We start from the raw sequence: 22,075 nt of genomic DNA, 5'->3' as shown, positions 1-22,075 counted from the left end.
TTTTTTGCGCTGCAATATAAATTTCAGCGTAGAACCAAGTAGCATCGCAAGCCTGTGCACATCCTCAGGATGGTGCATGTAAAAGCCCTCCCGCCTCGCATGTCTGGTAGTAATCCATAGACATCATCCCGGCGCAAAGCTTTTGTGCCGAAATTTCATTGTCGTCCCTTGTTGGATTTTCTGTGTTCATTTCGTTTGGTTGGCGCTGCATTGTTGCGCGCGTTCGTTAGCAACGCGCTAATTTATACGGGAACAGAAGCAATCGTTCCGGCAAAACATGCTGCAAACTGGCCTTATCGTCGGTGAGCTTGGCATTGCTGCCGCATTTTGCAAATGTTCCAATCACGAAAGAAATTCATGAGTTTTGAAGCACTAGGTCTACACGTCAATATCATCCGCGCTCTGACTGATTCTGGCTACACCAAGCCAACTTCGGTACAAGAACAGGCAATCCCTGCCGCGATTGAAGGTCGTGACCTGATGGTCTCATCCCAGACCGGCTCCGGCAAAACTGCCGCTTTCATGCTGCCTGCTTTGCATAAACTGGTTACTGCTGAAGTTGTCAGCTACGACGCTGCCACCAGCAAAACCCCTAATCAAGAACGCCAGGCTGCCCGTTCACGTGGCGACAAACCACGTTTCGTTGCTGCAAAACCAAAAATGCTGGTGTTGACTCCAACCCGCGAACTGGCTTTGCAAGTCACTACAGCAACTGACAAATACAGCGCCTATTCCCGCCGTATCAAGGCAGTATCCATCCTGGGTGGCATGCCTTATCCTAAACAGATGCAATTGCTGTCCCGCAATCCAGAAATCCTGGTGGCAACACCTGGTCGTTTGATCGACCATATGGAATCTGGCAAGATCGACTTTTCTGAACTGCAAATGCTGGTTCTGGACGAAGCTGACCGCATGCTGGACATGGGTTTCATCGACGATATCGAAAAAATCGTCGCTGCCACACCTCCTACACGTCAAACTATGCTGTTCTCCGCAACACTGGATGGCGTCGTTGGTAACATGGCAAAACGCATCACAACTGAGCCTCTGGTCATACAGATCGCCGGTTCTGCCAGCAAGCATGAAAACATTCAGCAACGCGTTCACTTTGTGGATGACCTGTCACACAAAAACCGCATGCTTGATCATCTCCTGCGCGACACTACCGTTGACCAGGCAGTTGTATTTACAGCCACTAAACGTGATGCAGACACGATCGCTGACCGCCTGAACATCGCTGGTTTCGCTGCTGCTGCCCTGCATGGCGACATGCACCAAGGTGCGCGTAACCGCACTCTGGACGCATTGCGCCGTGGCACGGTACGTGTACTGGTAGCAACTGACGTTGCTGCCCGTGGTATTGACGTTCCTGCGATTACGCACGTATTCAACTACGATTTGCCTAAATTCCCGGAAGATTATGTCCACCGTATTGGCCGTACTGGTCGTGCTGGTCGTAAAGGTCTGGCGATTTCCCTGGTGAACCATGCTGAAGGCATGCACGTCAAACGTATCGAACGCTTCACCAAGCAATTGATCCCTGTTGATGTCATCGAAGGTTTTGAACCTAAGAAATCTGCCGCACCAGCACGCTCTGCTGCACGCAAACCTAACGGCTGGAAACCAGGTGACGCCCGTAAAACAGGCGCTGGCGCAGGTGGTGGCGGTGGTTACGGCAATAACAAACCAGGTCAACGCAGCTTTAGCAAGCCAGCTGGCGCTTCTACTGGTACCAGCGCTGGTCCACGTAAAGAAGGCGGCGGCTACAAAGGCAACCGCTCTAACGATAGTGGTGCACGTCGTACATTTGGCGACTACTGATTTGCCATGTAGCTTTACTCAGTAGAGCAAGTAACATAGACATTGCTGCATAAGCAATATCATGAAAAAGCGATCACTTTGGTGGTCGCTTTTTTTATACTTATAGGCTAGGCGTATAATCAACAGCTTCTGACCAACGCAAAAAAGTATAAGTCTCATGAGCAAAGAAACTGACGCACCCGTTCGACTCACCTCTTTTTCGCATGGCGGTGGCTGTGGTTGCAAGATTGCGCCTGGCGTACTTGCCGAAATACTAAAAAAATCTTCGGGCTTTCCTGTGCCATCAGCCCTCATGGTCGGCATAGAAACTGCAGACGATGCAGCTGTCTATAAACTCAATGATGAGCAGGCACTGATCGCCACCACCGATTTTTTCATGCCCATTGTGGACGACCCTTTTGACTTCGGTCGTATCGCTGCCACCAATGCCATTTCAGATATTTATGCCATGGGTGGCACCCCTATCATGGCACTGGCCCTGGTCGGCATGCCCATCAATCAGTTGCCGCTGGAAGTCATAGGCAAGATTATCCAGGGTGGTGAAAGCATTTGCGCCGAAGCTGGCATACCCATCGCTGGTGGTCACACCATCGATTCTGTCGAACCAATTTATGGCCTGGTGGTCATGGGTCTGATCCATCCATCCAAGGTCAAGCGCAATGCGGATGCGAAAGCAGGCGACAAACTGATACTCAGCAAACCACTGGGTGTAGGTATATTGTCTGCTGCCCTGAAAAAACAGGTACTGGACAGCGCTGGCTATGACACCATGATAGACAGCACCACCAAACTCAACAAACCTGGGCAGGCCCTGTCTGCTCTTGATAGCGTGCATGCCATGACCGATGTCACCGGCTTTGGCTTGCTAGGCCATTTGCTGGAAGTCTGTCGTGGCTCAGGACTGGCAGCGCGTCTGAATATGACTACGATACCCTTGCTGGCGAATGTAGAACAACTGGCGACTGATGGTTTTATCACCGGTGCCTCAGCCCGCAACTGGGCTGCCTATGGTGAGTCTGTCAATCTTGATGCACTGATCAGCCCCGCGCAACAAGCCTTGTTGACCGATCCGCAAACCTCAGGCGGCTTGCTGGTCGCCTGCGCCCCTGAAGCAGTAGAAGATGTTTTGAGGATTTTCCGTCAGGGTGGCTTCTTGGAAGCTGCTGTGATTGGTGATATTGTTACAGGTGAACCCCTAATTACAGTCCTGCCCTGATTTTTTGATTTTGCCCCCACTTTTGCAAATACCATGAACCAATTAGAACAACTCAAGCAATACACCACTGTTGTCGCTGACACTGGCGATTTTCAGGCTATCCAGGCTTACGCGCCACGTGACGCGACGACCAACCCGTCCCTGATCCTGAAAGCCGTGCAAAAGCCGGAATACCTGCCTTTGCTTGAAAAAGCTGTCAAAGAAACAGCTGGCAAGTCCATTGATGAAACCATTGATCATTTGCTCATTGCTTTTGGCCTGGAAATTTTAAAAGTCATCCCTGGCCGCGTTTCTACGGAAACCGATGCCCGCCTTTCTTTCGACACTGCTGGCACCATTGCCAAAGGCCGTCAACTGATCGCCATGTACGAAGCTGAAGGCATACCGCGTGAACGCATCCTGATCAAAATCGCTTCTACCTGGGAAGGTATACGTGCCGCCGAAGTATTGGAGAAAGAAGGCATACGCTGCAATATGACCTTGCTGTTCTGCCTGGCACAAGCGATAGCCTGCGCTGAAGCAGGTGCGCAACTGATCTCGCCTTTCGTTGGCCGCATCTATGACTGGTACAAAAACAAGACTGGCCAGGAAATTTTTGGCGCAGATGATCCAGGCGTCTTGTCCGTCAAAAAAATCTACACTTACTATCGCAAGTTTGGTTACAACACCGAAGTCATGGGCGCCAGTTTCCGCAATACTTCGCAAATCCTGGAACTGGCTGGTTGCGACTTGCTGACTATCAGCCCTGATCTTTTGCAAAAACTCAGCGACAGCAATGGCAATGTCACGCAAAAACTGAGCAAGGAATTGGCGGCTTCTTCTGACCTGCAAAAAATCAACATGGATGAAAAGACTTTCCGTCTCGACTTGAATGAAGATGCCATGGCGACAGAAAAACTGTCAGAAGGCATACGTGCTTTCTGTGCCGACACCGTCAAACTGGAAAAGATGATTGCCGCAATGCGTTGAATCAAAACCACCTGACAGGTTATGATGAGAGGGCAGAATTTTCTGCCCTTTTTTGTTTTGATGACCCGGATATGAAAAAGCAGTTAGATATAGCAAACTGGAATAGGCGTGAGCATTACGCCTTCTTTTCCCAAATGGATGAACCCTTCCACGGCCTGAGCCTGAATGTGGATTGCACCTGGGCTTATCAGTATTGCAAAGAAAAACAGCATTCCTTCTTCCTGTTTTACCTGCATCAGATATTAAACGCCATCATGCGCACCGATGCCATGCGCTACCGCATAGAAGACGGCAAGGTGTTTGATTACGAGGTAATACACGCGAATGCAACCGTGCAGCGTGCCGATCATACTTTTGGATTTTGCCCCATTTATTATGAAGAAGATTTTGCCACCTTCGCAGCAGGGGCAAATATCGCCATGGATAAAATCAAGAATAGCAGCGGCCTTTGTTTCAATGATGAATGCGCACGTGAAGACGTCATCCACTTCTCTGCCATCCCATGGATCAGCTTCACCGGACTAACCCATGCCCGGCAATATGATCGCAAGGACAGTGTACCTAAAATCTCCGTTGGCAAATTTTTCAAGCAAGATCAGCGTCTGATGCTGCCGATTGCAATTTTTGTCCATCATGGGCTGGTCGATGCCTATCATGTGCATCAATTTATTGAAGTTCTGGAAGCGGCCTTATCTGGAAAGACATAAACTTCCACCAGACTGATCTGGAAATCGAATCTGTATCATAAAGTCAAATGCAAAGCAGTCACGCGCTTGCTAAAATGCAGTCAGCAGCTAGAGCTGACTACTTTCCAACAAGGACATGCCATGCGAAAATTTAACCCTGCTGTCGTCTTGCTGTCATGCATGCTGGCAACTGGCAATGTACATGCTGACGACTTTAACGATGGAGTCAGCTACTACGAGCAAGGTGATTTTGCATCTGCACTTGAATCATTCAAGGCAGCTGCAGACAAGGGTAATGCCGATGCGCAATTCAATCTGGGCCTGATGTTTTTGAATGGTGAAGGTGTGCCACAAGACTACAAACAGGCATTCAGCTGGTTTGAACTATCTGCCAGCAAGGGCAATGTCAAGGCACAAGTAAATCTGGGGCGTATGTATGCCAAAGGCAAAGGCATGCTGTCGAATCATGGCATTGCTGCGTCATGGTTCAGGAAGGCTGCTGACCAGGGCTATGCCGATGCTCAATACAGCCTGGGAATTTTGCATGTTACGGGGAATGGCGTGGCACGCGACTACAACAAGGCTAAAGAATTATTTCAGAGAGCAGCGAATCAAAGCAATGCCAGTGCCCAGTATCAATTAGGTCTGCTTTACCTGAAAGGTCGCGGCGTCGCAAGCAATCTGGTTGAAGCGTATAAATGGCTGAGCCTGGCTGGTGATTATGAAGACAGTGAAGTATTCAGGAAATATGTGGCTGCCAAAATGAGCAAGGATGAAGTTGCAGAAGCCGAGGCATTGGCACAGGACTGGAAACCAGAGAATTCAACTGAATAGCAGGTCTCAGATCTCATATGATGGCAATATGCCCATCATGTAATTGATAATTGCCAGGTCCGGAATCTTCCTTGACCTGCCATTTCTGCTTGCCTATTTGTATTTCCACACCCTCGTGGATTTTTTTGATGATTTTCACACTGGCCTTGTCAATCAGTTCCTGTTCTGCTTCCAGTTCATCCAGCTCTTCTTCCAGGGTATCCAGTTCCGCCAATAAATACAGGCGTTTGGCCTCGACTTTCTCACCTACACCTCCCGCAGCTTTTTGCGGATGAGTAGCAAAAAAAGCTTGCAACTTGATTAGTTGATCCAGCTCAGAAGCTTTGCGCCCTATCTGGTATTGTTTGTCATGAATTTGCTGATCCCGATAAGGATCAAACCCGACTTGAATTTGGGTGCGCGTCGCCACTGGCGAACCAATAGAAACTGCGCAAATCGCCAGGGCAGCCTGTGCGCGGCCACCCAGAATATTACCCACATTGGAACCTGGCTTACCGACGATGATCTCCCTCCTTGCCACGAGTTCACACTGCCTGGCATTTTGCTGCAGATGTATGCTATCGCCCGCCTCTATGTGGGCGTTCTCGGCAAACAGGGCTTGCACTGAACCAGCGCACTTTATCCTTGACGTTGTACCACTGAGATGCTGCGTGCCCGGCTTTTTTTCTGCCAGACCTATGATCCCACCCGTGACTGCGACGTTGCCACCAGCCGTAATATCCGCCGCTTCCACCAGGCCATTGACGATAATATCTCCAGTCACATTCAGTATCATGCCAGCCTTGATATCACCATCCACATGAATGGTGCCTTCAAAACTGATATTTCCGGTACTCAAATCCACATCGGGTACCTGTAAAACCGGATTGACGATCACGCCATTATCCACCACCACAGGCTGACCGGCATTGGTTGCCACCAGCAAATCAGGATTTGCAGCAGATGGCACTGCGCCCTGCAATTGCGCAGCAAAAGCCATTTCCGGCATGGGTTTGGCCAATATGACCTGACCCTTGATATTCATGCCAAATTTTCCATGCACCGGCGGAGTTCGCCGCATCAGCTCATCGCCAATATGAACAATCAGTAAATGGCTGAGCTCGCGAAACTTGATCATCGCCAGTTCGTCTCGTTGTGCAATTTCACTTTTTTGGGCGCCGAACAGTGGCTCCAGTTTCCCTGCCACCCCCTGGCGTGGCGGCTCACCTTCTGCAATCAGCACATGATGACATGCCCCAGCTGCCAGGGCTGCGTCGAGTTCCTTATGCAAAATACCATGGATAATACCCTGTTCACGCAAGGCATCATTGATCGCACTACCTATGGCTTTACCACCTTGGGCAGGAATCAAGGTCAGGTATGCGGATAACAAATCGTCGGAAACCTCTAGTGAGAACTCAGCATCTCTGCGCTCCCCTATCTGGATTTTTTGCAGTTCTTTTACGTCACGACATAGCTTGATGAAGGCCAGTAAAGCCGTACTGTCTCTATAGAAATCAGCGTATTCACTTGCTTGCAATGCGCTTTCGAGACTGGCCATATCCGGGGCTGGACCAGCTGCTGCAGGGTCATATTGCGCAAACAACGTACCAGCAGGTCCTTCTGTAAAAAACGACAAGTTTGTCGATTGAGAAAGCGGTTCGTTCAAGGTGCTTCCTTTGCATTGAAATCCATGCAGAAGTCATCGTGCATGCTTATTACATCATATACAAGCATGCCACGCTGGCAAGTACATTGCTAGCTATACTTTGGTAGATGCTGAAATGCGCGCAAAAAGCCTGTATAAAAGCAAATTAAGACTGCAATGCCAGTTAAAAACACTGTTTTCGCGACACTTCTAAATGCCAGGAAAATGGGAAGAAAAAGTGAGCAAAAGAATTCGTTAACAAAAGACAAAAATGCAAAATATTCAAGCAACTTACTCTGCAGATCTCGATGTCCAAGGCGATATTGCACCGCCTTGGGAAAAATTCCCGCATTATGATCGATACACCATAGGTTGGCGCATGGGAGCTGGTGAAACCTGGCTTGGCAAGTGGAGGGATTTTATACAAGAAATGCCCGCTGACTTCGATGTAAGACTGGCCTACCTGAAACGCCATCCACCCGCACCTTACAATTGGGCGGACTATGTTCAAGAGACCTTACATCCTGAGCTTGAACATGAGGAACAAGATGAATATAAAACGTACCTCAAAGAACTTCAGGATCTGAGCCTGATCGCGTCTGACATTGCCTATCCTACCTGGCTGGCACAACAGGAAGGCGTTGCACGGCCATGGGAGTTTGACGAAACCCCAGAAGAAGTAGCGCGCAACTGGACACGTTATCTGTGGTTTTGGTCACGTCAAGTTGCCGAGCTCAGGCTACGCCCTGACTGGCAACTGCCTGTGGTACCACCAGTATGGGCTGCCTGCGCTTCTGCCTTGCGAGAAGAGCAGCCAGGCACGCCAAACTTCAAACAAGGCTTGCTGACACTTACGCAAATGTTAGCCGCAAACAAGCTGACACCGCCCTGGCAATTGGGTCTCAGCTTGGATGATTTTGCCGATAGTTATGAAGATGACATGGGCTACGTCGATGCATTCCGGCTTTGGGGCATGTCTGCATTCGATGATGTTGAACATCTGCAAAAATTCCTCAACGACACTGACGCTCCGCAAGCCTGGCAAACATGGGCTAGCGAGCACTTCATCATGGATTTGTGATGAAGTGAACCGAGATACTACTTTGCAGATGGAAATTGCTCGACATGCACCTCACCTGCATGTCCAAAGTAACTGACATGACGACCCGTTATCCAGACAATATAACCCACGCAGCCTGCAGTCATTGATAGCCTGACAAATTCTGGATAGCGCACTTCATCGCGCTGCGCCCCTCGTATGGCAGCCACCAGAGACTGGGCATCGAATACGGCTGGAATCAGGTATTCCTTTTTCCCAAAGTCCAAGGTGCAAACACCACCATCCTCAAAGTAGTATGTTGTGACTCCAGTGCGATAGTCGACAAAATAGGATGCTACACCCGCATCAACTAGGCTGCAGACGACCTGGCCGAAACTCAGTTTCCCTGCGTATGAATCCTTTGCTAGGGTTTCTATTGCCAGTATTGCTGCATCGTTCATTATTCACTCCTGGTCGTTTCAAAACTATTTAACTGGTATTTCTTTCAGGCCATGCACGCAAGTGATTTCCTGCATGATTGCGATCAAGTCCATGCGTTGCTGCGGCGACATATGACCAAAAAACTTTTCATCGTTTTGATCGGCCAGTGCTGCCAATTTGGGAACCAGATTTTTGGCTTTTCTTGTCAATGAAATTTGTTGGGCGCGCCGGTCAACAAGAGATGTTTCCCGACGAAGCAATTCCTTTTTTTCCAGACTGGCAAGAATTTTTGAAATTGCCCCCTTGGTCATGCCCAATTCGCACATCAAATCCGCAGGTGTCGAATCAGTTTTACTGTACAAGGTGCGCAAAGCGACCCACTCAGAGATGGATACCCCTGCTGCTTCCACGCTTTTTTCAAAGCACGCGGAAACATAGTTTGAAACATAGCGCAACCAAAAACCCAGGTGCGAGTCCAGCGTACTGACAGGCTTTCCTGTCGAGGTAGCTGACGCCATGCTGGAATTTTTTTTCTCACTCATTATTAATAATCTCACACAAGGTTTGATGCATGCATCATAGTTTCCAAGGAAACTAATCGCAAGAACTTTTTGAGGTTCCAATCCTTCGAGATATCAGAGAGCTTTGTCGCTGCTCTCAGTTCAGACGAAATTCATGCTGTGGATACTGGCGCACACAAGATCAACACTTAATGCTAATGCGAATCATTTGCATTCGCATTTAAATTGAATTAATATTTCGACCTTACATCACGGGGGGGAAGCATGCGTTTCAAAAGGAAGTTGATCGTCATTGTCTTGGCTAATCTGGCCACTGGACAAGCATTACATGCAGCAGCACAAGAACCAGCAGATGGACAACAGGTCGTGGTAACAGCGACTCTGCGCAACCATAGCATTGCCTCAGCACCGGCTTTTACCACTGTGGTGACTGCTGAAGATATCGCTAAATCACCAGTAAACAGCCTGGCAGACTTATTGCGCGAAACAGTGGGTGTCAACAATCAGACTGACGGCACAGGCCGTGATGAAATCCAGATCCGGGGGCTGGCAGGCAAATATACGTTAATGCTGGTGAATGGCAAGCGCATCTCTTCTGGCGGCGCCTTGTGGCGCGGCAGTGATTTTGATTTCAGCTCCATCCCTTTGAACAGTATCAAACGGGTAGAAATCGTACGCGGCCCCATGGCTGCCTTGTATGGTTCTGACGCTATTGGCGGTGTGATCAACATCATCACGAAGACGCCTGCCAAGCAATGGACAGGCACATTCAATACCGAGTACCGCAAGGTCGCGACTGGTGAGCAAGGCGATCAATACCGAATAGGTGCGGCCACCAGTGGAGCCTTTAATGAGCGACTCAGCATGGCTATTTCCGGCGAAGTCTATGACAGGCAGCCTTGGTTCAGCACTTCGGCATCTGATCCTACCCGCCCTGCCCGCCTGGAGAAAAAACAATCCCAGAATCTGGTGACGACAACGACACTTAATCTGTCAGATACACAGTCACTCGACTTTGACTTTGGCTATAACAAGGACAAGCGTCCACTCGCTCTGTACTACTACGCCTACAATCCTGAATACAAATTTGAATCCAAGGATTATCGCGAACAGGAAGTCACGCGCTATACCTATGGGATCACTCACAAGGCTACATGGGGCTGGGGTACCACTACTGCGTTCCTGAATCAGGAAGATACCACCATAGATGATTTCAACAGCCGCTACAAAAAACCACAACAGCACGTATTGAAAGAAAAAAATACGTATGCAAAAGTGTATGCAAATACTGAGTTGGGCATTAATAGCCTGACAGCAGGCATCGACTTGCGTCGCCAGTTAATCAAAGACCCGCTGACTTATTTGAAAACCGGTGAGATCAGTACGCGCAGCTCTGCCATATTCGTGGAAGATGAAATCAGCCTGAGCAAGGACTTGCATCTGACACTGGCTGGGCGTGTCGATGACAGCAATACTTTTGGCAATCACTTTTCCCCAAAAACATATCTGTCTTACCAGGCCAACAATGCTGTCACCGTCAAAGGCGGTATCAGCAAAGCATTCAAAGCACCGGATGCCTATCAGTTGAGTCCTGAGTACAGTGTGATCAGTTGCGGCGGAGCTTGCTATCTGTCCGGCAATCCAAATTTGAAGCCTGAAACCAGCACCAACTTTGAAGCTGGTGTTGAAGTACATCAAAAAGGCTGGAACCTGAGTGCCGTGGCTTTCAAGAACGATGTCGATGACATGATCGTCGCCAACTATGATGGCATTAAGAAAACTCGCAATTGGATCAATATTGCCAAGGCCAAGACCAGTGGCATAGAACTGCAGGCAGATGTGGAACTGAGCCCTTCCTTTTCCATCAATGGCAACTATACGCACTTGAAAGCTAACTATACCGATGAGCGCGGCAAGGAAAGCAAGCTGGACAACCGCCCTGCTAATGTTGGAAAACTAGGTGTCAACTGGAAAGCAACGACACACTTGCAAACTGGTCTGACTGCGCATTACATAGGCAGCCAATTCTATGAAAGCAAGGAACTACCAGCCTATACTCGTCTGGACTGGAACCTCTCAGCCCGCCTGCAAGATAACCTGATTTTGCGCGTGGGCGTAAAGAACCTCACGAATGTGAGCATGGAACAAAAGAGCAAAGACTTTGCTTACTTTGAACTAGGCCGCAACTATTACGTGAGTGCCACACTGGCTTTCTAATTTCAGCAAATGAGAAGCTGCAGTTTTTCACCTGCTGCTTCTCTCTACAGAAACATCCTACCTACCCAAACAGGAATAGTCTTGTGTCTATTTTGTTTTTATTACTAACAATCGTAGCTTCCCTCCTCCTGTATCTGTGCCAACGACACCAAGGGTGGTTGCCAACCTCTTTGCCAGCAAAACCTGTGCTTGCGATTACCAGTCTGGTCACGGCACTGGCCTTGTATTGCGGATGGCAGGCTTTCAGCATGGCGACCGCAATATTTGCGTGGCTGGTCATCACCATGCTGGTTTTGGGCTTGCTGCCATTCTTCTCCTTACTCAAGAAAAAGAAAACACATGGAGAATAACGCCTCAAAAAAAACGCCCATCCGCGCAGACTGGTGGACTAAAACCATATCCGGTCTGGTACTGGGCTTTACGCTGGCCCTGGCGATATCTGGCCTGTTTGCCTGGATAGGCCCAGGCGGCATAGCTGCGCCACAAAAAGTGCAGTTCGTCATGTGGCTTATCACGCCGGTATGGATGCTGATACTCAGCTTGATTTATCTGGTGCGCAACGGTGTACGTGCATTGAAAGGACTGCTGATTGCCAATGCACTGGCCTATGCCTTGCTGTTTCTTGTAAAAACTTAGTCGAGTAGTCAATGAAAATCAGAAGTGACATCCTGCGTGTCTATCAATCCCTGCATACCTGGGTAGGGATCAGTGCGGGCTTATTGTTGTTCATCGGTTTTTTTGCTGGTGCCTTGACGATGTTCAAGCAACCGCTGGACCACTGGGTCAGTCCGCCGACACCTTCACCCGCCATGGTCAACGCGCAGCACATCGACAGCCTGGCACTACAAGCGCTGGCACAGCACCCTGCTGCGCGCAAAGGCTTCACCATGCATCTGGGTCATCATGACAATAATGCTGCGACCATGAGCTGGACGGCAGGCAGGCCCGGACGCGAGCTGGATTTCTCAGCAAAACAATGGACTGCCACGCTTGATGAAACGGGTATTCTGCAAGCAAAGGAAGAATTGCCGTCTATCCTGGCGCAAATGATAGACATGCTGCACAGAACAGGCGGGATACCTGGAGAGATAGGCGACGAATACCTTGGTGGCTATCTCATGGGCGTGGCAGGTATTTTGTACTTTCTGGCTCTGATATCTGGCGTGATTCTATTACTGCCGACCATGGTTAAAGATTTCTTTGCCCTGCGCCCTGGCAAGAACCGCAAACGCTTCTGGCTTGATGCCCACAATATCATCGGCATTACCAGCCTGCCCTACCACATCGTCATCAGTGTTACCGTCATTGTATTTGCCTTTCATGATCAGTTTTATGACAGCCTGGCAGAAGTAGTCTATAAAAACCAGGCCATGTTTGGCAAGCCACCGGCAGCAGCAGCCAAACCCTATGAAGCCAAAGACATGCTGCCGCTGACCAGTATCATCAGCAAGGTCAAAGCCGAAGCGGGCGACTCAACAATTTCAGAGATACAGTTCTTTGGACTGGAAAGCCCGCGCCCCATGGCAAGGGTGGCTCTCGTCAATCCACGCTATCTGGTGCAAGGGCCGGAAGCTGGCTACCTCATCGTCCACCCTTATACAGGTGCTGTGATCAATGCCAGTATGTTGCCGGGCAGGGAAAGCACCTGGAGCGCCATCGTCGGCCCCTTCTTTTCCCTGCACTTCGGAAGTTATGGTGGCGATATGATGCGCTGGGTGTATTTCGCTTTTGGACTGAGTGGTGCCTTCCTGTTTTACTCAGGCAATTTGTTGTGGCTGGAAAAGCGTCGTAAAGTGCAACGCCCAAATCAGGCACTGCCGCTACAAACACTGTCGACCAAGTTGATGGCTGCAGGCACGGTTGGTGTATGCCTGGGCACTGTGGCAGGCGTCTGCTTCACCCTGGTGGCTGGAAAATTATTTACAGCCACGGCTAAGAATATCAATTTTGTCTATTTATTCGTCTACTACAGTGTTTTCCTTGGTGCGCTGGCTTGGGCATATCTGCGCGGAGCTGCACGCTCTTCGGTCGATTTGCTTTGGCTGTGCGTGATTGCCGCGCTGTCCATCCCATGTAGTTCTGCATTCATGGCCTTACAAACTACATCCAATACCAACATCACTGGCCTCGGTGTGGAATTGGTTGCCATTGCGATGGCGCTGGCATTTATCTACGCGGCGCGCAAAACGGGCAAGCGTATCAAGGATGAAGCAAAGGATAGTGTCTGGTCTTTGCAGACAATCGCCTGATACTTTTCTCAAATTTAGCTTGACCCTGGAGTAAACACCAGGGCTCACCATAGTCTCTCCTAATTCCGGAGAGACTATATGCAACTGAAAAACTATCTGCGCATCGTGCGCGCCAGCGCCTGGTATGACCTGATTGTCACAATCGGTTTTGCCACGCCCTGGACCTTCGCCCTGATCCACCAAAGCCTGACACAGCTCAACAGCAGCCTGGGTATACCAGGCGAATTCCCCGCTTTCGCTGCAGCCCATGTCTTGATGGCGAACCTGCTGGGGTCCATCGTCACGATCTGGGCCATTTTGCGCCTGCGTGGCACGCGCATGGAATATGGCCGGTATGACGCTGCCGGACGCATTCTGTTCAGCGCGTGGCAGCTATATGCGGTTGCTCATGGTGCAAGCCAGATCATACTGGCCTTCACTGTGGTTGAAATTGCTTTTGGGATTGCGCAGTTACTGCCTGTTCAAAAACAGTCTGCTACTGATTAGAGCCTGTTTACGATCTGTAGCGAGCGTCAGCGGGGTCAGGGTAACAAAAACGCAGCGCAAAAAGCGAAATGTACTCTAGTACATGAGCATTTTGAGCAGCACATGAGTCCCGATCACGCTCGCGCAGCAAGATCGAAAACAGGTTCTTAGAGCTTCTGCAAGGCATCCAGCAACGGCGCACAGGCATCTGCCACCCGGTTAAGGCTGAGCTCGCGCAAGGCCGCCAGATCGACTTTATGCTCACTTTCCAGACCTGCCCATGCCAGCAAGGCGGCACAGGCCTCGGGGTGATCGAACAGGCCGTGCAGGTAGGTGCCCAGTATCAGATCGTCTGGTGAGCGTGCGCCTTCGTCTTCGCCGTTGATGGTGAAGACAGGCTGCGTGTCATTACTGGCATAGGTGGTGCCCATATGGATTTCGTAGCCACTGACATGTGCAGTGCTGGCATTGAATGCACAGATGCCAGTCACCTGTTGCAGACGTTTTTCCTGTGTCAGCTCGGTGGTGATGTCTAGCAGGCCAAGTCCATCTGAATCACCAGCCTGCCCTTCCACACCATGCGGGTCGCTAATGACTTGCCCCAGCATTTGATAACCACCACAAATGCCGATGACTTTGCCGCCATAGCGTAGATGTTTTTCCAGCACTGGCTGCCAGCCCTGCGCCTGCAAGAATGCCAGGTCGGCGCGGGTGTTTTTACTACCGGGCAGGATGATGAGGTCGGCAGCAGGTATCGCCCTGTCAGGGCCGATGAATTGCAGATCGACGTCTGGATGGGCGCGCAGTGCATCGAAGTCAGTATGATTCGATATGCGCGGTATGGCGGGCACAATGATGCGAAACTTGCCCGCGTTACCCTGGCTGGACTGTATCGCATCTTCGGCATCGAGTTGCAGGCCATGCAGGTAAGGCAGTACCGCTAAAACAGGCTTGCCGGTTTTTTTCTCCAGCCAGTCGAGGCCAGGTTCCAGTAAACTGATATCCCCCCGAAAGCGGTTAATGACAAAACCGATGATGCGCTTTTGTTCGGATTCAGACAGGCAATCCAGAGTGCCGACGAAATGTGCGAACACACCACCACGGTCTATATCAGCCACCAGGATGACTGGGCAATCCACGGCTTCAGCAAAACCCATATTGGCGATATCACGGTCACGCAAATTCACTTCAGCCGGGCTGCCTGCACCTTCGACAATAATCGCTTCATATTGCTGTTGCAGGCGTCCGTAGGATTCCAGCACTGCCCCCATGGCGATGGTTTTGTATTGATGGTAATCACGCGCATCCATATCTGCTCTGACCTTGCCATGGATGATGACTTGCGCGCCGGTATCGGATGAAGGCTTCAGCAAGACTGGATTCATGTCAGTATGCGCAGGCAAACCTGCTGCCAACGCTTGCAAGGCCTGGGCACGCCCGATCTCGCCGCCGTCAATGGTCACGGCGCTGTTGAGCGCCATATTTTGCGGCTTCATTGGAACGACGCGCACGCCCTGACGATACAACAGGCGGCACAGGGCCGCAACCACCGTGCTTTTGCCAGCGTCAGAAGTCGTACCTTGTACCATCAGCGTGGATATTTTCATAGGATAAATTTCTTGTTCATGCGGTCTGTGCAGACTGCCATTCAGCAATCAGTATATGCAATTGCACCAAGCCATGCTGTATCGCTGAAGGACCTGGCGAAAGTATGTCTGCCGATTTAATTTCCAGCACCCTGCCATTTCTTACAGCAGGGATATGATCCCAGCCTTCGCGGGCAATCACGCTGTCAGGCCGGAACTTCTTGCCACACCAGGAGCCGATGATGATATCTGGTGCACGCAGTATGATTTCTGCAGGGTCGGCAATAATGCGCTCTCGGGCACTATGGTGCTGCGCCAGGTCAGCAAAAGCATCTTCACCACCAGCGATATGGATCAGTTCTGACACCCAGCCTATGCAGGACATCAGTGGATCATTCCATTCTTCAAAATAAATTTTTGGCCTGCGTGTCCAGCCTGCGCTTTGCTGTTTGACAGTTGCAATTTGCGATTCCAGTTCTGCGATCAACACGGAACCCTGCTCCTGCTTGCCGACTAGGTTCGCCAATACCCTGATCATATGCAAAATACCGCCAACGTCGCGCTGGTTGAAGGCATGTACTTCTATGCCCGCACTGATCAGCTCACGCGAAATCTCAGATTGCATATTTGAATAGGCAATCACAAGATCAGGCTTCACAGCCAGTATGCGGTCTATCTGCGCAGAAGAAAAACCACTGACCTTGGGCTTTTCATCGCGGGCACGGGCCGGTCTGGTGGTGTAGCCAGAAATGCCAACCACATAATCTTCTGCCCCCAGTGCATACAAAACCTCCACCGCTTCTGTAGAGAGGCAGGCAATACGTTGATACAGACTGGCTGAATTCATTTTTTCCCTTGTGGCGGCACCACGGTTTTGTCGCGTTTCTGCCGGGCTTGCTCAAGCGCCTGGCAAATCAATTTCGCACCTTCGATAATGCGCGGGCCAGAACGGTTGACCAGATCACCCTCTATAGATATCAGATTATTATTTTTTGTTGCAAGTAAGGTAGGGAAAGTTTTCCACTGCTCAATGCCGCTCACCGCCTGGGTTTTGCTGTCTCCAGTGATGATGACTTCAGGATTTTCCTGCAAGACAGCTTCTGTACCAACCACAGGTGCCGTGGTGGCTAATTTACCAAAAATATTTTCACCACCGCAGGTGCGAATAGCATCACTGACGATGTGGCTGTCATTCAACGTATAGAGCGGCTTGCCCCACACCTGATAAAAAGTCCTGACCTTGCTTTTGCCCTGATACTGACTGTTCAGTTGCTGTACTTGTTGCCTGAATTCAGCCGCAGCTACCTGCGCCTGTTTTTCTGTACCAAACAGACTACCGAACTTGATCAGGGTCTCTGCCACATTATCAAGCTTATGCGGTTCACTGAAGAAATAAGGAATGCCGGAATTGTGCAACATTTCCAACTGTCGTTCGTAGGCACCATGCATCCATACAATGAGCAGGTCCGGTTTCATCGCCAGTATGCGTTCAATATCCAGTTGACGATTGTCCCCTACGCGAGGAATATTTTTTGCCGCTGCCGGATAATCGCTGTATTTGACCGTGCCAATAATTCTGTCACCCGCACCTGCGACATAAATCAATTCGGTCACATGCGGCGACAAACTGATAATCCGCTGTGCAGGCTTCGCCAGGGTAACCTGATTACCCAAGTCATCCGTCACTGTAATGGCCGCCTGTGCATGCGAAGTCAATGCAGCAAATCCGACGACCATTACAAACCTTAAATACTTGGACATAAACTTCTCGCATTCAAATATAAAACGAAATACATCTCTTAATTCTCTCTGTGCTCACTCTGTGGTGTAGCAGGGAATTCGAATGGCATGCCATTCGCCTGCGAAACGAAGATTTCCTAAGAGAAATCTTTCCTCCCTCTGCGCCTCTGTGTTGGGGAGTCTTTAAAATTTAATTCACACCATTCATCCAAACCAAGCACCAACCGCTGCCACCCCGCCTCACTTCCCGGCAAGCCAAAACGCAAGCCATGCGGCCTGTGTGGTCCTTGCGCAAACCAGCGTAGCCAAATTCCCCGTTCTGCCATGAATTGCCACAACTGTTCCGACTTATCGTCCAAGTCTTGATGACTGCACCACTGAAACAAATCAGTACCTGATGAACGCATGTCATGCGTTTTCAAAAGCTGGCGCAATCGTTCACCTTCTTGCTGCAAGCGTTGCGCTGTCTGCATTTGCCATTGCCGGTCATTCAAAGCAGCGATGGCAATTTGCTGAGCTGGCCCGCTGACACTCCAGGGCCCTAGATAATTTGCCAATTGCTGTAACAAATTCTGTTCAGCAGCGACAAAACCCAGACGTATGCCAGCCAAACCAAAGAACTTGCCCACTGAGCGCAAGACGATCAAGCCAGGCTGATCTGTATGGTTAGCCACACTCATATCGGGCACGGTATCGGCAAAGGCTTCATCAACTACCAGCCAGCCTCCACGTTCAGCCAGTTGCGCAGCCCAGCGCAAAAGCTGGGCTGGTGTAATGAATTCACCAGTAGGATTGTTTGGATTACACAGAACCACAACATCTGCCTGTTCGACGGCCGCATGCAACTCCGCATAAATGCATTCAGTCACCGCGTGCCCTGCCTGCCGCCACTGATAAGCATGTTCGGCATAGCTGGGGGCTGACACAGCAACCCGCGCAGCCGGGCGCAAGCGCGGCAAGGCTTGTATCACTGCCTGCGAACCTGCCACAGCCAGCATCTGTGGCGCGCGATAATAAGACTGTGCTGCTTGTACCAGCGCATCAGAATACTCAGGCAAGCGATGCCAGGCATTCGCTGCCAGTTGCGGTGCAGGATAAAAGTGAGGATTGATACCGGTGGACAGGTCCAGCCAATCTTCCAGCGGACGGCCAAAATGGCGCACCGCATCGCGCAGGTTGCCACCGTGTTCAAGCATGGATGACTCCACTCAAAAATATGGCCGCCAGCAAGGCTACGCCACACCACAAGGCAGCGCCAGTTTCTACCAGACGCAAGGCACGCAGAATATCTGCTGCATTCGCTGTATCGCCCTCACCCAATGGTGGCCGGACTTCGGCCACGCCGTCATAACTGGCTGCGCCCCCCAAAGCCAGGCCAAGCGCACCAGCACCGGCAGCCATTACTGGCCCCGCATTGGGGCTGGGCCAGCCAGGTGCCTGACGCTGCCAGCATTGCCATGCCAGGCGGGTCTTGCCCAATATCGCATAGGTGCATGCAGTCAGACGAGCGGGTATCCAGTTCATGACGTCATCCGCGCGTGCTGCCACACAGCCAAAGCGCAGGAAGCGTGTGGAGCGATAGCCCCACATGGCATCGAGAGTATTCACGAGACGGTACAAGACGGCACCCGGACCACCCAGCAAGATGAACCAGAACAAGGTAGCGAAAACGGCATCACAGCCGTTTTCGAGTACGGATTCGACGCTGGCTTTGGCCAGGTAGGCTTCATCCGCATTTTCTGTATCACGGCTGACGATATAGGAAGTGCGTTTTCTGGCTTCGGCCAGATCACCAGTCTGCAAGGCAGTGGCTATAGCGGCATTATGTTCGTGCAAGCTGCGCAAGCCCAGGCAAAAATACAGCAAGACGAAGTGCGATATAGCGGCCAGCCAAAGGCTGAAATATTGAGCCAGCAGCAGTGCCAGCATGCTTAATGCAACGAGTGGCAAGACCGCCAGACACAATGCCAAAGCGCCAGTCCAACGGTCAGCGGTAGGCTTGTTCAATAGCAGCTCTATGGCATTGGCCAGATTACCAAAACCCACCAGCGGATGAAATTTACGCACTTCACCCAGTGCCAGGTCCAGCAAGATACCCAGTAGCAAGCATAGCACTATGCCCCAAGCATCCTGGATCAGCATGGTTTGCCTTTCAAATACAGCGGCAAGCCAGCAGCAACCCAGATCACATGATCCGCAATGGCGGCGACAGACTGATTCAGTCGTCCCGCTTCATCAACAAACCAGCGCGACACCGCCCCCATGGGGACGATGCCCATGCCGACTTCATTCGATACCAGGATAATCTGACCCGGTGCCTGCACCAATGCATCCAGCAATGCCTGACGTTGCGTGGCAAACTGCGGTGGCGGAGAAATGTGACCTATCTCTGGAAAGTCTGTCTTTCCTGAAAACAGTAGATTCGACAGCCAGACTGTCAGGCAATCGACGAGGATGATATTGTCTGCACGGCTATGCTCCATAATGGTCGCGCCCAGTGCCAGACTTTGTTCCAGCGTGCCCCAATGCGCGGGGCGGCGAGCACGATGATGGGCGATGCGCTCCTGCATTTCAACGTCGCCTGCCTTTGCGGTTGCCAGATACAACACTTCTTGCTTGCCTTCACTAAGCCTGCTCGCCAGTTGCTCAGCAAACGCACTCTTACCCGAACGCGCACCACCAAAAATCAGGCTGGTACGTTGCGCGGTACTCATATTTTATCTCTTAAGAACAGTGCTGCCGTTGCTGACGGATTAGAAGCAAAGTAAGCATGAAAATAAGAGGCGCGCACATTGCCAACGCGGTAAATAGCTTCGCCGTGCTGCTGAGTTGAATGTTTAATCGTATGGCTGCTGGCAGCCAATATCGTTTCAAAGCGCGAGTAATGAAAAGTATGCCCACGCAATTCGCCCTGCGCAGTCGCCCATGCCTGCGCCCCCAGCGCTGCCAGCCTTTTTTGCATGATGACTTTGCCTGACAATATGCCAGCCATGGGCCAGCTTTGCTCCTGTTGATCCACCAGGCCTTCGGTAATGGCCATCATGCCGCCACATTCTGCCAACATAGGCATGCCTTGCGCATGTGCGGCGTGCAGCGATGCCAGCCAGTTGCTTGCCTGCGTCAGTGTCTCTGCATGCAATTCAGGATAACCGCCGGGCAGGTACAGGGCATCAGTTCGCTCTGGAATCGCTTCATCAGCAAGGGGCGAAAAGAAAACCAGTTCTGCACCGAGTCCGATCAGGCATTCAATATTGGCTGGATAGATAAACGCAAATGCGGCATCACGAGCAATGGCAATGGTTTTACCAGCCAAATTCCCGGCAGTTTGCAATACATGCTGAGCCTGATGCTCATGCAATCCAAAACTGGTGTCTGGCAAGGCATCCCAGGCTTGCATATCCAGCTCCAGGCTGTCGGCTATGGCATCAAGGATGGCTTCAATGCGATCCACTTCCTGAGGCAAGACCAGCCCCAGGTGCCTCTCTGGTAAAGCCTCTTCCTGACGGTGCAGGCTGCCGAGCAAGGGGATATCACGCATGGCAGCTGCCACCATCTTGGCATGACCTTCTGAGGCTATGCGATTGGCAATGACGCCTGCCAGATGCACCGGCCCAAAATCACGCAAACCCAGGGCCAGTGCACCGACTGTCTGCGCCATGGCAGAGGCATCAAGCACAGCCACAACAGGCACACCAAAGGCGCGCGCAAGATCGGCTGATGATGGATTGCCATCATACAGGCCCATGACGCCTTCGATGAGGATAACGTCGGCATCCATCGCCGCACGTGCCAGCATGCCTTCAGAGTCAGCCTGCCCTACCATCCACAAATCCAGCGAATGCACAGCTGAGCCACAAGCGCGCTCCAGCATCATGGGGTCGATAAAGTCTGGGCCGGTTTTAAATACACGTACCGTCTTGCCCAGCTTCACCAGCTTGCGAGCGAGTGCTGCAGTAGTCGTTGTCTTACCCTGGCCTGAGGCGATAGCAGATATTAAAACAACCTTGGCGCTGGGCCTTACCATTCCACACCTGCCTGTGCCACGATGCCTTCTTTGAAGGCATGCTTGATGACATTCATTTCTGTGACGGTATCAGCGATGGCAATAATTTCTGGCAGCGCACCACGACCTGTGACGGCGACGTGCTGCATTTCTGGCCTGCCATCGAGATCATCAATGACCATCTGCAAATCCAGGTAATGGTATTTGAGGGCGATATTGAGTTCATCAAGCACGACCAGACCTATCGCCGGGTCATTCAAAAAGCGTTTTGCCTGTTCCCACGCGGCAGCGGCTTTTTCCATATCGCGTTCACGGTTCTGGGTGACCCAGGTATAACCTTCACCCATGGCATGAAATTCGACTTCATCAGGAAACCGCCGCAAGAAAATCTCTTCGCCAGTCGACATAGCGCCCTTGATAAACTGAACCACACCGACCTTCATACCATGCCCCATGGCGCGCATGACCATGCCGAAAGCACTGGAGCTTTTACCCTTGCCATTGCCAGTATGCACCAACAAAACACCAGTCTTTCGCTGCGCCTGCTCAATCTTTTCGTCCATCATCGCCTTTTTGCGTTGCATGCGGCGTTCATGACGAGTGTTGATATTATCGGTCTCGGTATCTGGCTTTGGTGGCATTGCACTTGTCATGGTGATAG

22 protein-coding genes are annotated in these 22,075 nt (G+C 50.9%); 11 read left to right on the top strand and 11 right to left on the bottom strand.

Features of this window, described 5'->3' with window-relative positions:
• The first annotated feature begins 357 nt into the window (after window positions 1-357).
• The 5 genes from H8L47_RS14195 (at window position 358) to H8L47_RS14175 (ending at window position 5,526) form a co-directional block, all read left to right on the top strand.
• Window positions 358-1,821, top strand: coding sequence for a DEAD/DEAH box helicase (locus H8L47_RS14195; protein ID WP_186954251.1), 1,464 nt, complete (start codon window positions 358-360; stop codon window positions 1,819-1,821).
• A 157-nt stretch (window positions 1,822-1,978) separates the two neighbouring features.
• Complete coding sequence (selD, locus tag H8L47_RS14190; RefSeq protein ID WP_186954250.1) at window positions 1,979-3,037, top strand: selenide, water dikinase SelD; 1,059 nt, start codon at window positions 1,979-1,981, stop codon at window positions 3,035-3,037.
• 33 nt (window positions 3,038-3,070) lie between these two features.
• Window positions 3,071-4,006, top strand: a complete 936-nt coding sequence (gene tal, locus H8L47_RS14185) for a transaldolase (RefSeq protein ID WP_186954249.1) — start codon at window positions 3,071-3,073, stop codon at window positions 4,004-4,006.
• 71 nt (window positions 4,007-4,077) lie between these two features.
• Window positions 4,078-4,713, top strand: a complete 636-nt coding sequence (locus H8L47_RS14180; RefSeq protein WP_186954248.1) for a chloramphenicol acetyltransferase — start codon at window positions 4,078-4,080, stop codon at window positions 4,711-4,713.
• Window positions 4,714-4,833: 120 nt separating this feature from the next.
• Window positions 4,834-5,526, top strand: coding sequence for a tetratricopeptide repeat protein (locus H8L47_RS14175; RefSeq protein WP_186954247.1), 693 nt, complete (start codon window positions 4,834-4,836; stop codon window positions 5,524-5,526).
• A gap of 13 nt (window positions 5,527-5,539) precedes the next feature.
• On the opposite strand, the gene H8L47_RS14170 is transcribed toward H8L47_RS14175, so the two are convergent.
• On the bottom strand, window positions 5,540-7,174 hold the full coding sequence (locus H8L47_RS14170) for a DUF342 domain-containing protein (protein ID WP_186954246.1): 1,635 nt from the start codon (window positions 7,172-7,174) through the stop codon (window positions 5,540-5,542).
• Between the two features lie 250 nt (window positions 7,175-7,424).
• Here H8L47_RS14170 and H8L47_RS14165 point away from each other — a divergent pair, with 250 nt between their 5' ends.
• The gene (locus tag H8L47_RS14165; protein WP_186954245.1) at window positions 7,425-8,234 is read left to right on the top strand and encodes a hypothetical protein; all 810 of its coding nucleotides are present in this window, start codon (window positions 7,425-7,427) and stop codon (window positions 8,232-8,234) included.
• 17 nt (window positions 8,235-8,251) lie between these two features.
• On the opposite strand, the gene H8L47_RS14160 is transcribed toward H8L47_RS14165, so the two are convergent.
• Window positions 8,252-8,653: a DUF1398 family protein gene (locus H8L47_RS14160; RefSeq protein ID WP_186954244.1), complete on the bottom strand. Its 402-nt coding sequence runs from the start codon at window positions 8,651-8,653 to the stop codon at window positions 8,252-8,254.
• Between the two features lie 24 nt (window positions 8,654-8,677).
• Window positions 8,678-9,175 (bottom strand): MarR family winged helix-turn-helix transcriptional regulator, encoded by a 498-nt coding sequence (locus H8L47_RS14155; protein ID WP_230413737.1) that lies wholly within the window; start codon window positions 9,173-9,175, stop codon window positions 8,678-8,680.
• A gap of 243 nt (window positions 9,176-9,418) precedes the next feature.
• Here H8L47_RS14155 and H8L47_RS14150 point away from each other — a divergent pair, with 243 nt between their 5' ends.
• The 5 genes from H8L47_RS14150 to H8L47_RS14130 all read left to right on the top strand — a co-directional run bounded on the left by H8L47_RS14150 (window position 9,419) and on the right by H8L47_RS14130 (window position 14,106).
• Window positions 9,419-11,371 (top strand): TonB-dependent receptor domain-containing protein, encoded by a 1,953-nt coding sequence (locus H8L47_RS14150; RefSeq protein ID WP_186954243.1) that lies wholly within the window; start codon window positions 9,419-9,421, stop codon window positions 11,369-11,371.
• Between the two features lie 185 nt (window positions 11,372-11,556).
• On the top strand, window positions 11,557-11,721 hold the full coding sequence (locus tag H8L47_RS14145) for a hypothetical protein (RefSeq protein ID WP_186954242.1): 165 nt from the start codon (window positions 11,557-11,559) through the stop codon (window positions 11,719-11,721).
• Window positions 11,711-12,007, top strand: coding sequence for a hypothetical protein (locus H8L47_RS14140; RefSeq protein WP_186954241.1), 297 nt, complete (start codon window positions 11,711-11,713; stop codon window positions 12,005-12,007). The genes H8L47_RS14145 and H8L47_RS14140 overlap by 11 nt, the downstream gene beginning before the upstream one ends.
• Before the next feature lie 11 nt (window positions 12,008-12,018).
• The gene (locus H8L47_RS14135; protein WP_186954240.1) at window positions 12,019-13,620 is read left to right on the top strand and encodes a PepSY-associated TM helix domain-containing protein; all 1,602 of its coding nucleotides are present in this window, start codon (window positions 12,019-12,021) and stop codon (window positions 13,618-13,620) included.
• 78 nt (window positions 13,621-13,698) lie between these two features.
• Window positions 13,699-14,106, top strand: a complete 408-nt coding sequence (locus H8L47_RS14130) for a hypothetical protein (RefSeq protein ID WP_186954239.1) — start codon at window positions 13,699-13,701, stop codon at window positions 14,104-14,106.
• A gap of 146 nt (window positions 14,107-14,252) precedes the next feature.
• Here H8L47_RS14130 and H8L47_RS14125 read toward each other — a convergent pair whose 3' ends face one another.
• From H8L47_RS14125 to cobO, 8 genes are all read right to left on the bottom strand, one after another.
• Entirely contained in the window at window positions 14,253-15,674 is a 1,422-nt protein-coding gene (locus tag H8L47_RS14125) for a cobyric acid synthase (protein WP_186954301.1), read from the bottom strand.
• A 34-nt stretch (window positions 15,675-15,708) separates the two neighbouring features.
• Window positions 15,709-16,518, bottom strand: a complete 810-nt coding sequence (locus H8L47_RS14120; RefSeq protein ID WP_186954238.1) for a cobalamin-binding protein — start codon at window positions 16,516-16,518, stop codon at window positions 15,709-15,711.
• On the bottom strand, window positions 16,515-17,432 hold the full coding sequence (locus tag H8L47_RS14115) for a cobalamin-binding protein (protein ID WP_186954237.1): 918 nt from the start codon (window positions 17,430-17,432) through the stop codon (window positions 16,515-16,517). The genes H8L47_RS14120 and H8L47_RS14115 overlap by 4 nt, the downstream gene beginning before the upstream one ends.
• Before the next feature lie 116 nt (window positions 17,433-17,548).
• Window positions 17,549-18,607, bottom strand: a complete 1,059-nt coding sequence (gene cobD, locus H8L47_RS14110) for a threonine-phosphate decarboxylase CobD (protein ID WP_186954236.1) — start codon at window positions 18,605-18,607, stop codon at window positions 17,549-17,551.
• Window positions 18,600-19,553: an adenosylcobinamide-phosphate synthase CbiB gene (gene cbiB / locus H8L47_RS14105; protein ID WP_186954235.1), complete on the bottom strand. Its 954-nt coding sequence runs from the start codon at window positions 19,551-19,553 to the stop codon at window positions 18,600-18,602. The genes cobD and cbiB overlap by 8 nt, the downstream gene beginning before the upstream one ends.
• Window positions 19,547-20,125 carry a bifunctional adenosylcobinamide kinase/adenosylcobinamide-phosphate guanylyltransferase gene (gene cobU, locus H8L47_RS14100; RefSeq protein ID WP_186954234.1) on the bottom strand — a complete coding sequence of 193 codons (579 nt, stop codon included), beginning with the start codon at window positions 20,123-20,125 and terminating at the stop codon, window positions 19,547-19,549. Before cobU ends, cbiB begins: the two co-directional genes overlap by 7 nt.
• Complete coding sequence (locus tag H8L47_RS14095; protein ID WP_186954233.1) at window positions 20,122-21,435, bottom strand: cobyrinate a,c-diamide synthase; 1,314 nt, start codon at window positions 21,433-21,435, stop codon at window positions 20,122-20,124. The genes cobU and H8L47_RS14095 overlap by 4 nt, the downstream gene beginning before the upstream one ends.
• On the bottom strand, window positions 21,429-22,067 hold the full coding sequence (cobO, locus tag H8L47_RS14090) for a cob(I)yrinic acid a,c-diamide adenosyltransferase (RefSeq protein WP_230413736.1): 639 nt from the start codon (window positions 22,065-22,067) through the stop codon (window positions 21,429-21,431). The genes H8L47_RS14095 and cobO overlap by 7 nt, the downstream gene beginning before the upstream one ends.
• Between the last annotated feature and the right edge of the window lie 8 nt (window positions 22,068-22,075).

This window comes from Undibacterium umbellatum (assembly GCF_014284125.1).
Classification (GTDB): Bacteria; Pseudomonadota; Gammaproteobacteria; order Burkholderiales; family Burkholderiaceae_D; genus Undibacterium; species Undibacterium umbellatum.
The sequence above is the reverse complement of the archived record's forward strand: the minus strand, read 5'-3'. Positions and strand labels throughout refer to the sequence as shown.

Bases quoted from the DNA above. Each gene is read 5' to 3' on its own strand.
- H8L47_RS14195 (WP_186954251.1), top strand. From the start codon at position 358: ATGAGTTTTGAAGCACTAGGTCTACACGTCAATATCATCCGCGCTCTG.
- selD (WP_186954250.1), top strand. From the start codon at position 1,979: ATGAGCAAAGAAACTGACGCACCCGTTCGACTCACCTCTTTTTCGCAT.
- tal (WP_186954249.1), top strand. From the start codon at position 3,071: ATGAACCAATTAGAACAACTCAAGCAATACACCACTGTTGTCGCTGAC.
- H8L47_RS14180 (WP_186954248.1), top strand. From the start codon at position 4,078: ATGAAAAAGCAGTTAGATATAGCAAACTGGAATAGGCGTGAGCATTAC.
- H8L47_RS14175 (WP_186954247.1), top strand. From the start codon at position 4,834: ATGCGAAAATTTAACCCTGCTGTCGTCTTGCTGTCATGCATGCTGGCA.
- H8L47_RS14165 (WP_186954245.1), top strand. From the start codon at position 7,425: ATGCAAAATATTCAAGCAACTTACTCTGCAGATCTCGATGTCCAAGGC.
- H8L47_RS14160 (WP_186954244.1), bottom strand. From the start codon at position 8,653: ATGAACGATGCAGCAATACTGGCAATAGAAACCCTAGCAAAGGATTCA.
- H8L47_RS14155 (WP_230413737.1), bottom strand. From the start codon at position 9,175: ATGAGTGAGAAAAAAAATTCCAGCATGGCGTCAGCTACCTCGACAGGA.
- H8L47_RS14150 (WP_186954243.1), top strand. From the start codon at position 9,419: ATGCGTTTCAAAAGGAAGTTGATCGTCATTGTCTTGGCTAATCTGGCC.
- H8L47_RS14140 (WP_186954241.1), top strand. From the start codon at position 11,711: ATGGAGAATAACGCCTCAAAAAAAACGCCCATCCGCGCAGACTGGTGG.
- H8L47_RS14135 (WP_186954240.1), top strand. From the start codon at position 12,019: ATGAAAATCAGAAGTGACATCCTGCGTGTCTATCAATCCCTGCATACC.
- H8L47_RS14130 (WP_186954239.1), top strand. From the start codon at position 13,699: ATGCAACTGAAAAACTATCTGCGCATCGTGCGCGCCAGCGCCTGGTAT.
- H8L47_RS14125 (WP_186954301.1), bottom strand. From the start codon at position 15,674: ATGGTACAAGGTACGACTTCTGACGCTGGCAAAAGCACGGTGGTTGCG.
- H8L47_RS14120 (WP_186954238.1), bottom strand. From the start codon at position 16,518: ATGAATTCAGCCAGTCTGTATCAACGTATTGCCTGCCTCTCTACAGAA.
- H8L47_RS14115 (WP_186954237.1), bottom strand. From the start codon at position 17,432: ATGTCCAAGTATTTAAGGTTTGTAATGGTCGTCGGATTTGCTGCATTG.
- cobD (WP_186954236.1), bottom strand. From the start codon at position 18,607: ATGCTTGAACACGGTGGCAACCTGCGCGATGCGGTGCGCCATTTTGGC.
- cbiB (WP_186954235.1), bottom strand. From the start codon at position 19,553: ATGCTGATCCAGGATGCTTGGGGCATAGTGCTATGCTTGCTACTGGGT.
- cobU (WP_186954234.1), bottom strand. From the start codon at position 20,125: ATGAGTACCGCGCAACGTACCAGCCTGATTTTTGGTGGTGCGCGTTCG.
- H8L47_RS14095 (WP_186954233.1), bottom strand. From the start codon at position 21,435: ATGGTAAGGCCCAGCGCCAAGGTTGTTTTAATATCTGCTATCGCCTCA.
- cobO (WP_230413736.1), bottom strand. From the start codon at position 22,067: ATGACAAGTGCAATGCCACCAAAGCCAGATACCGAGACCGATAATATC.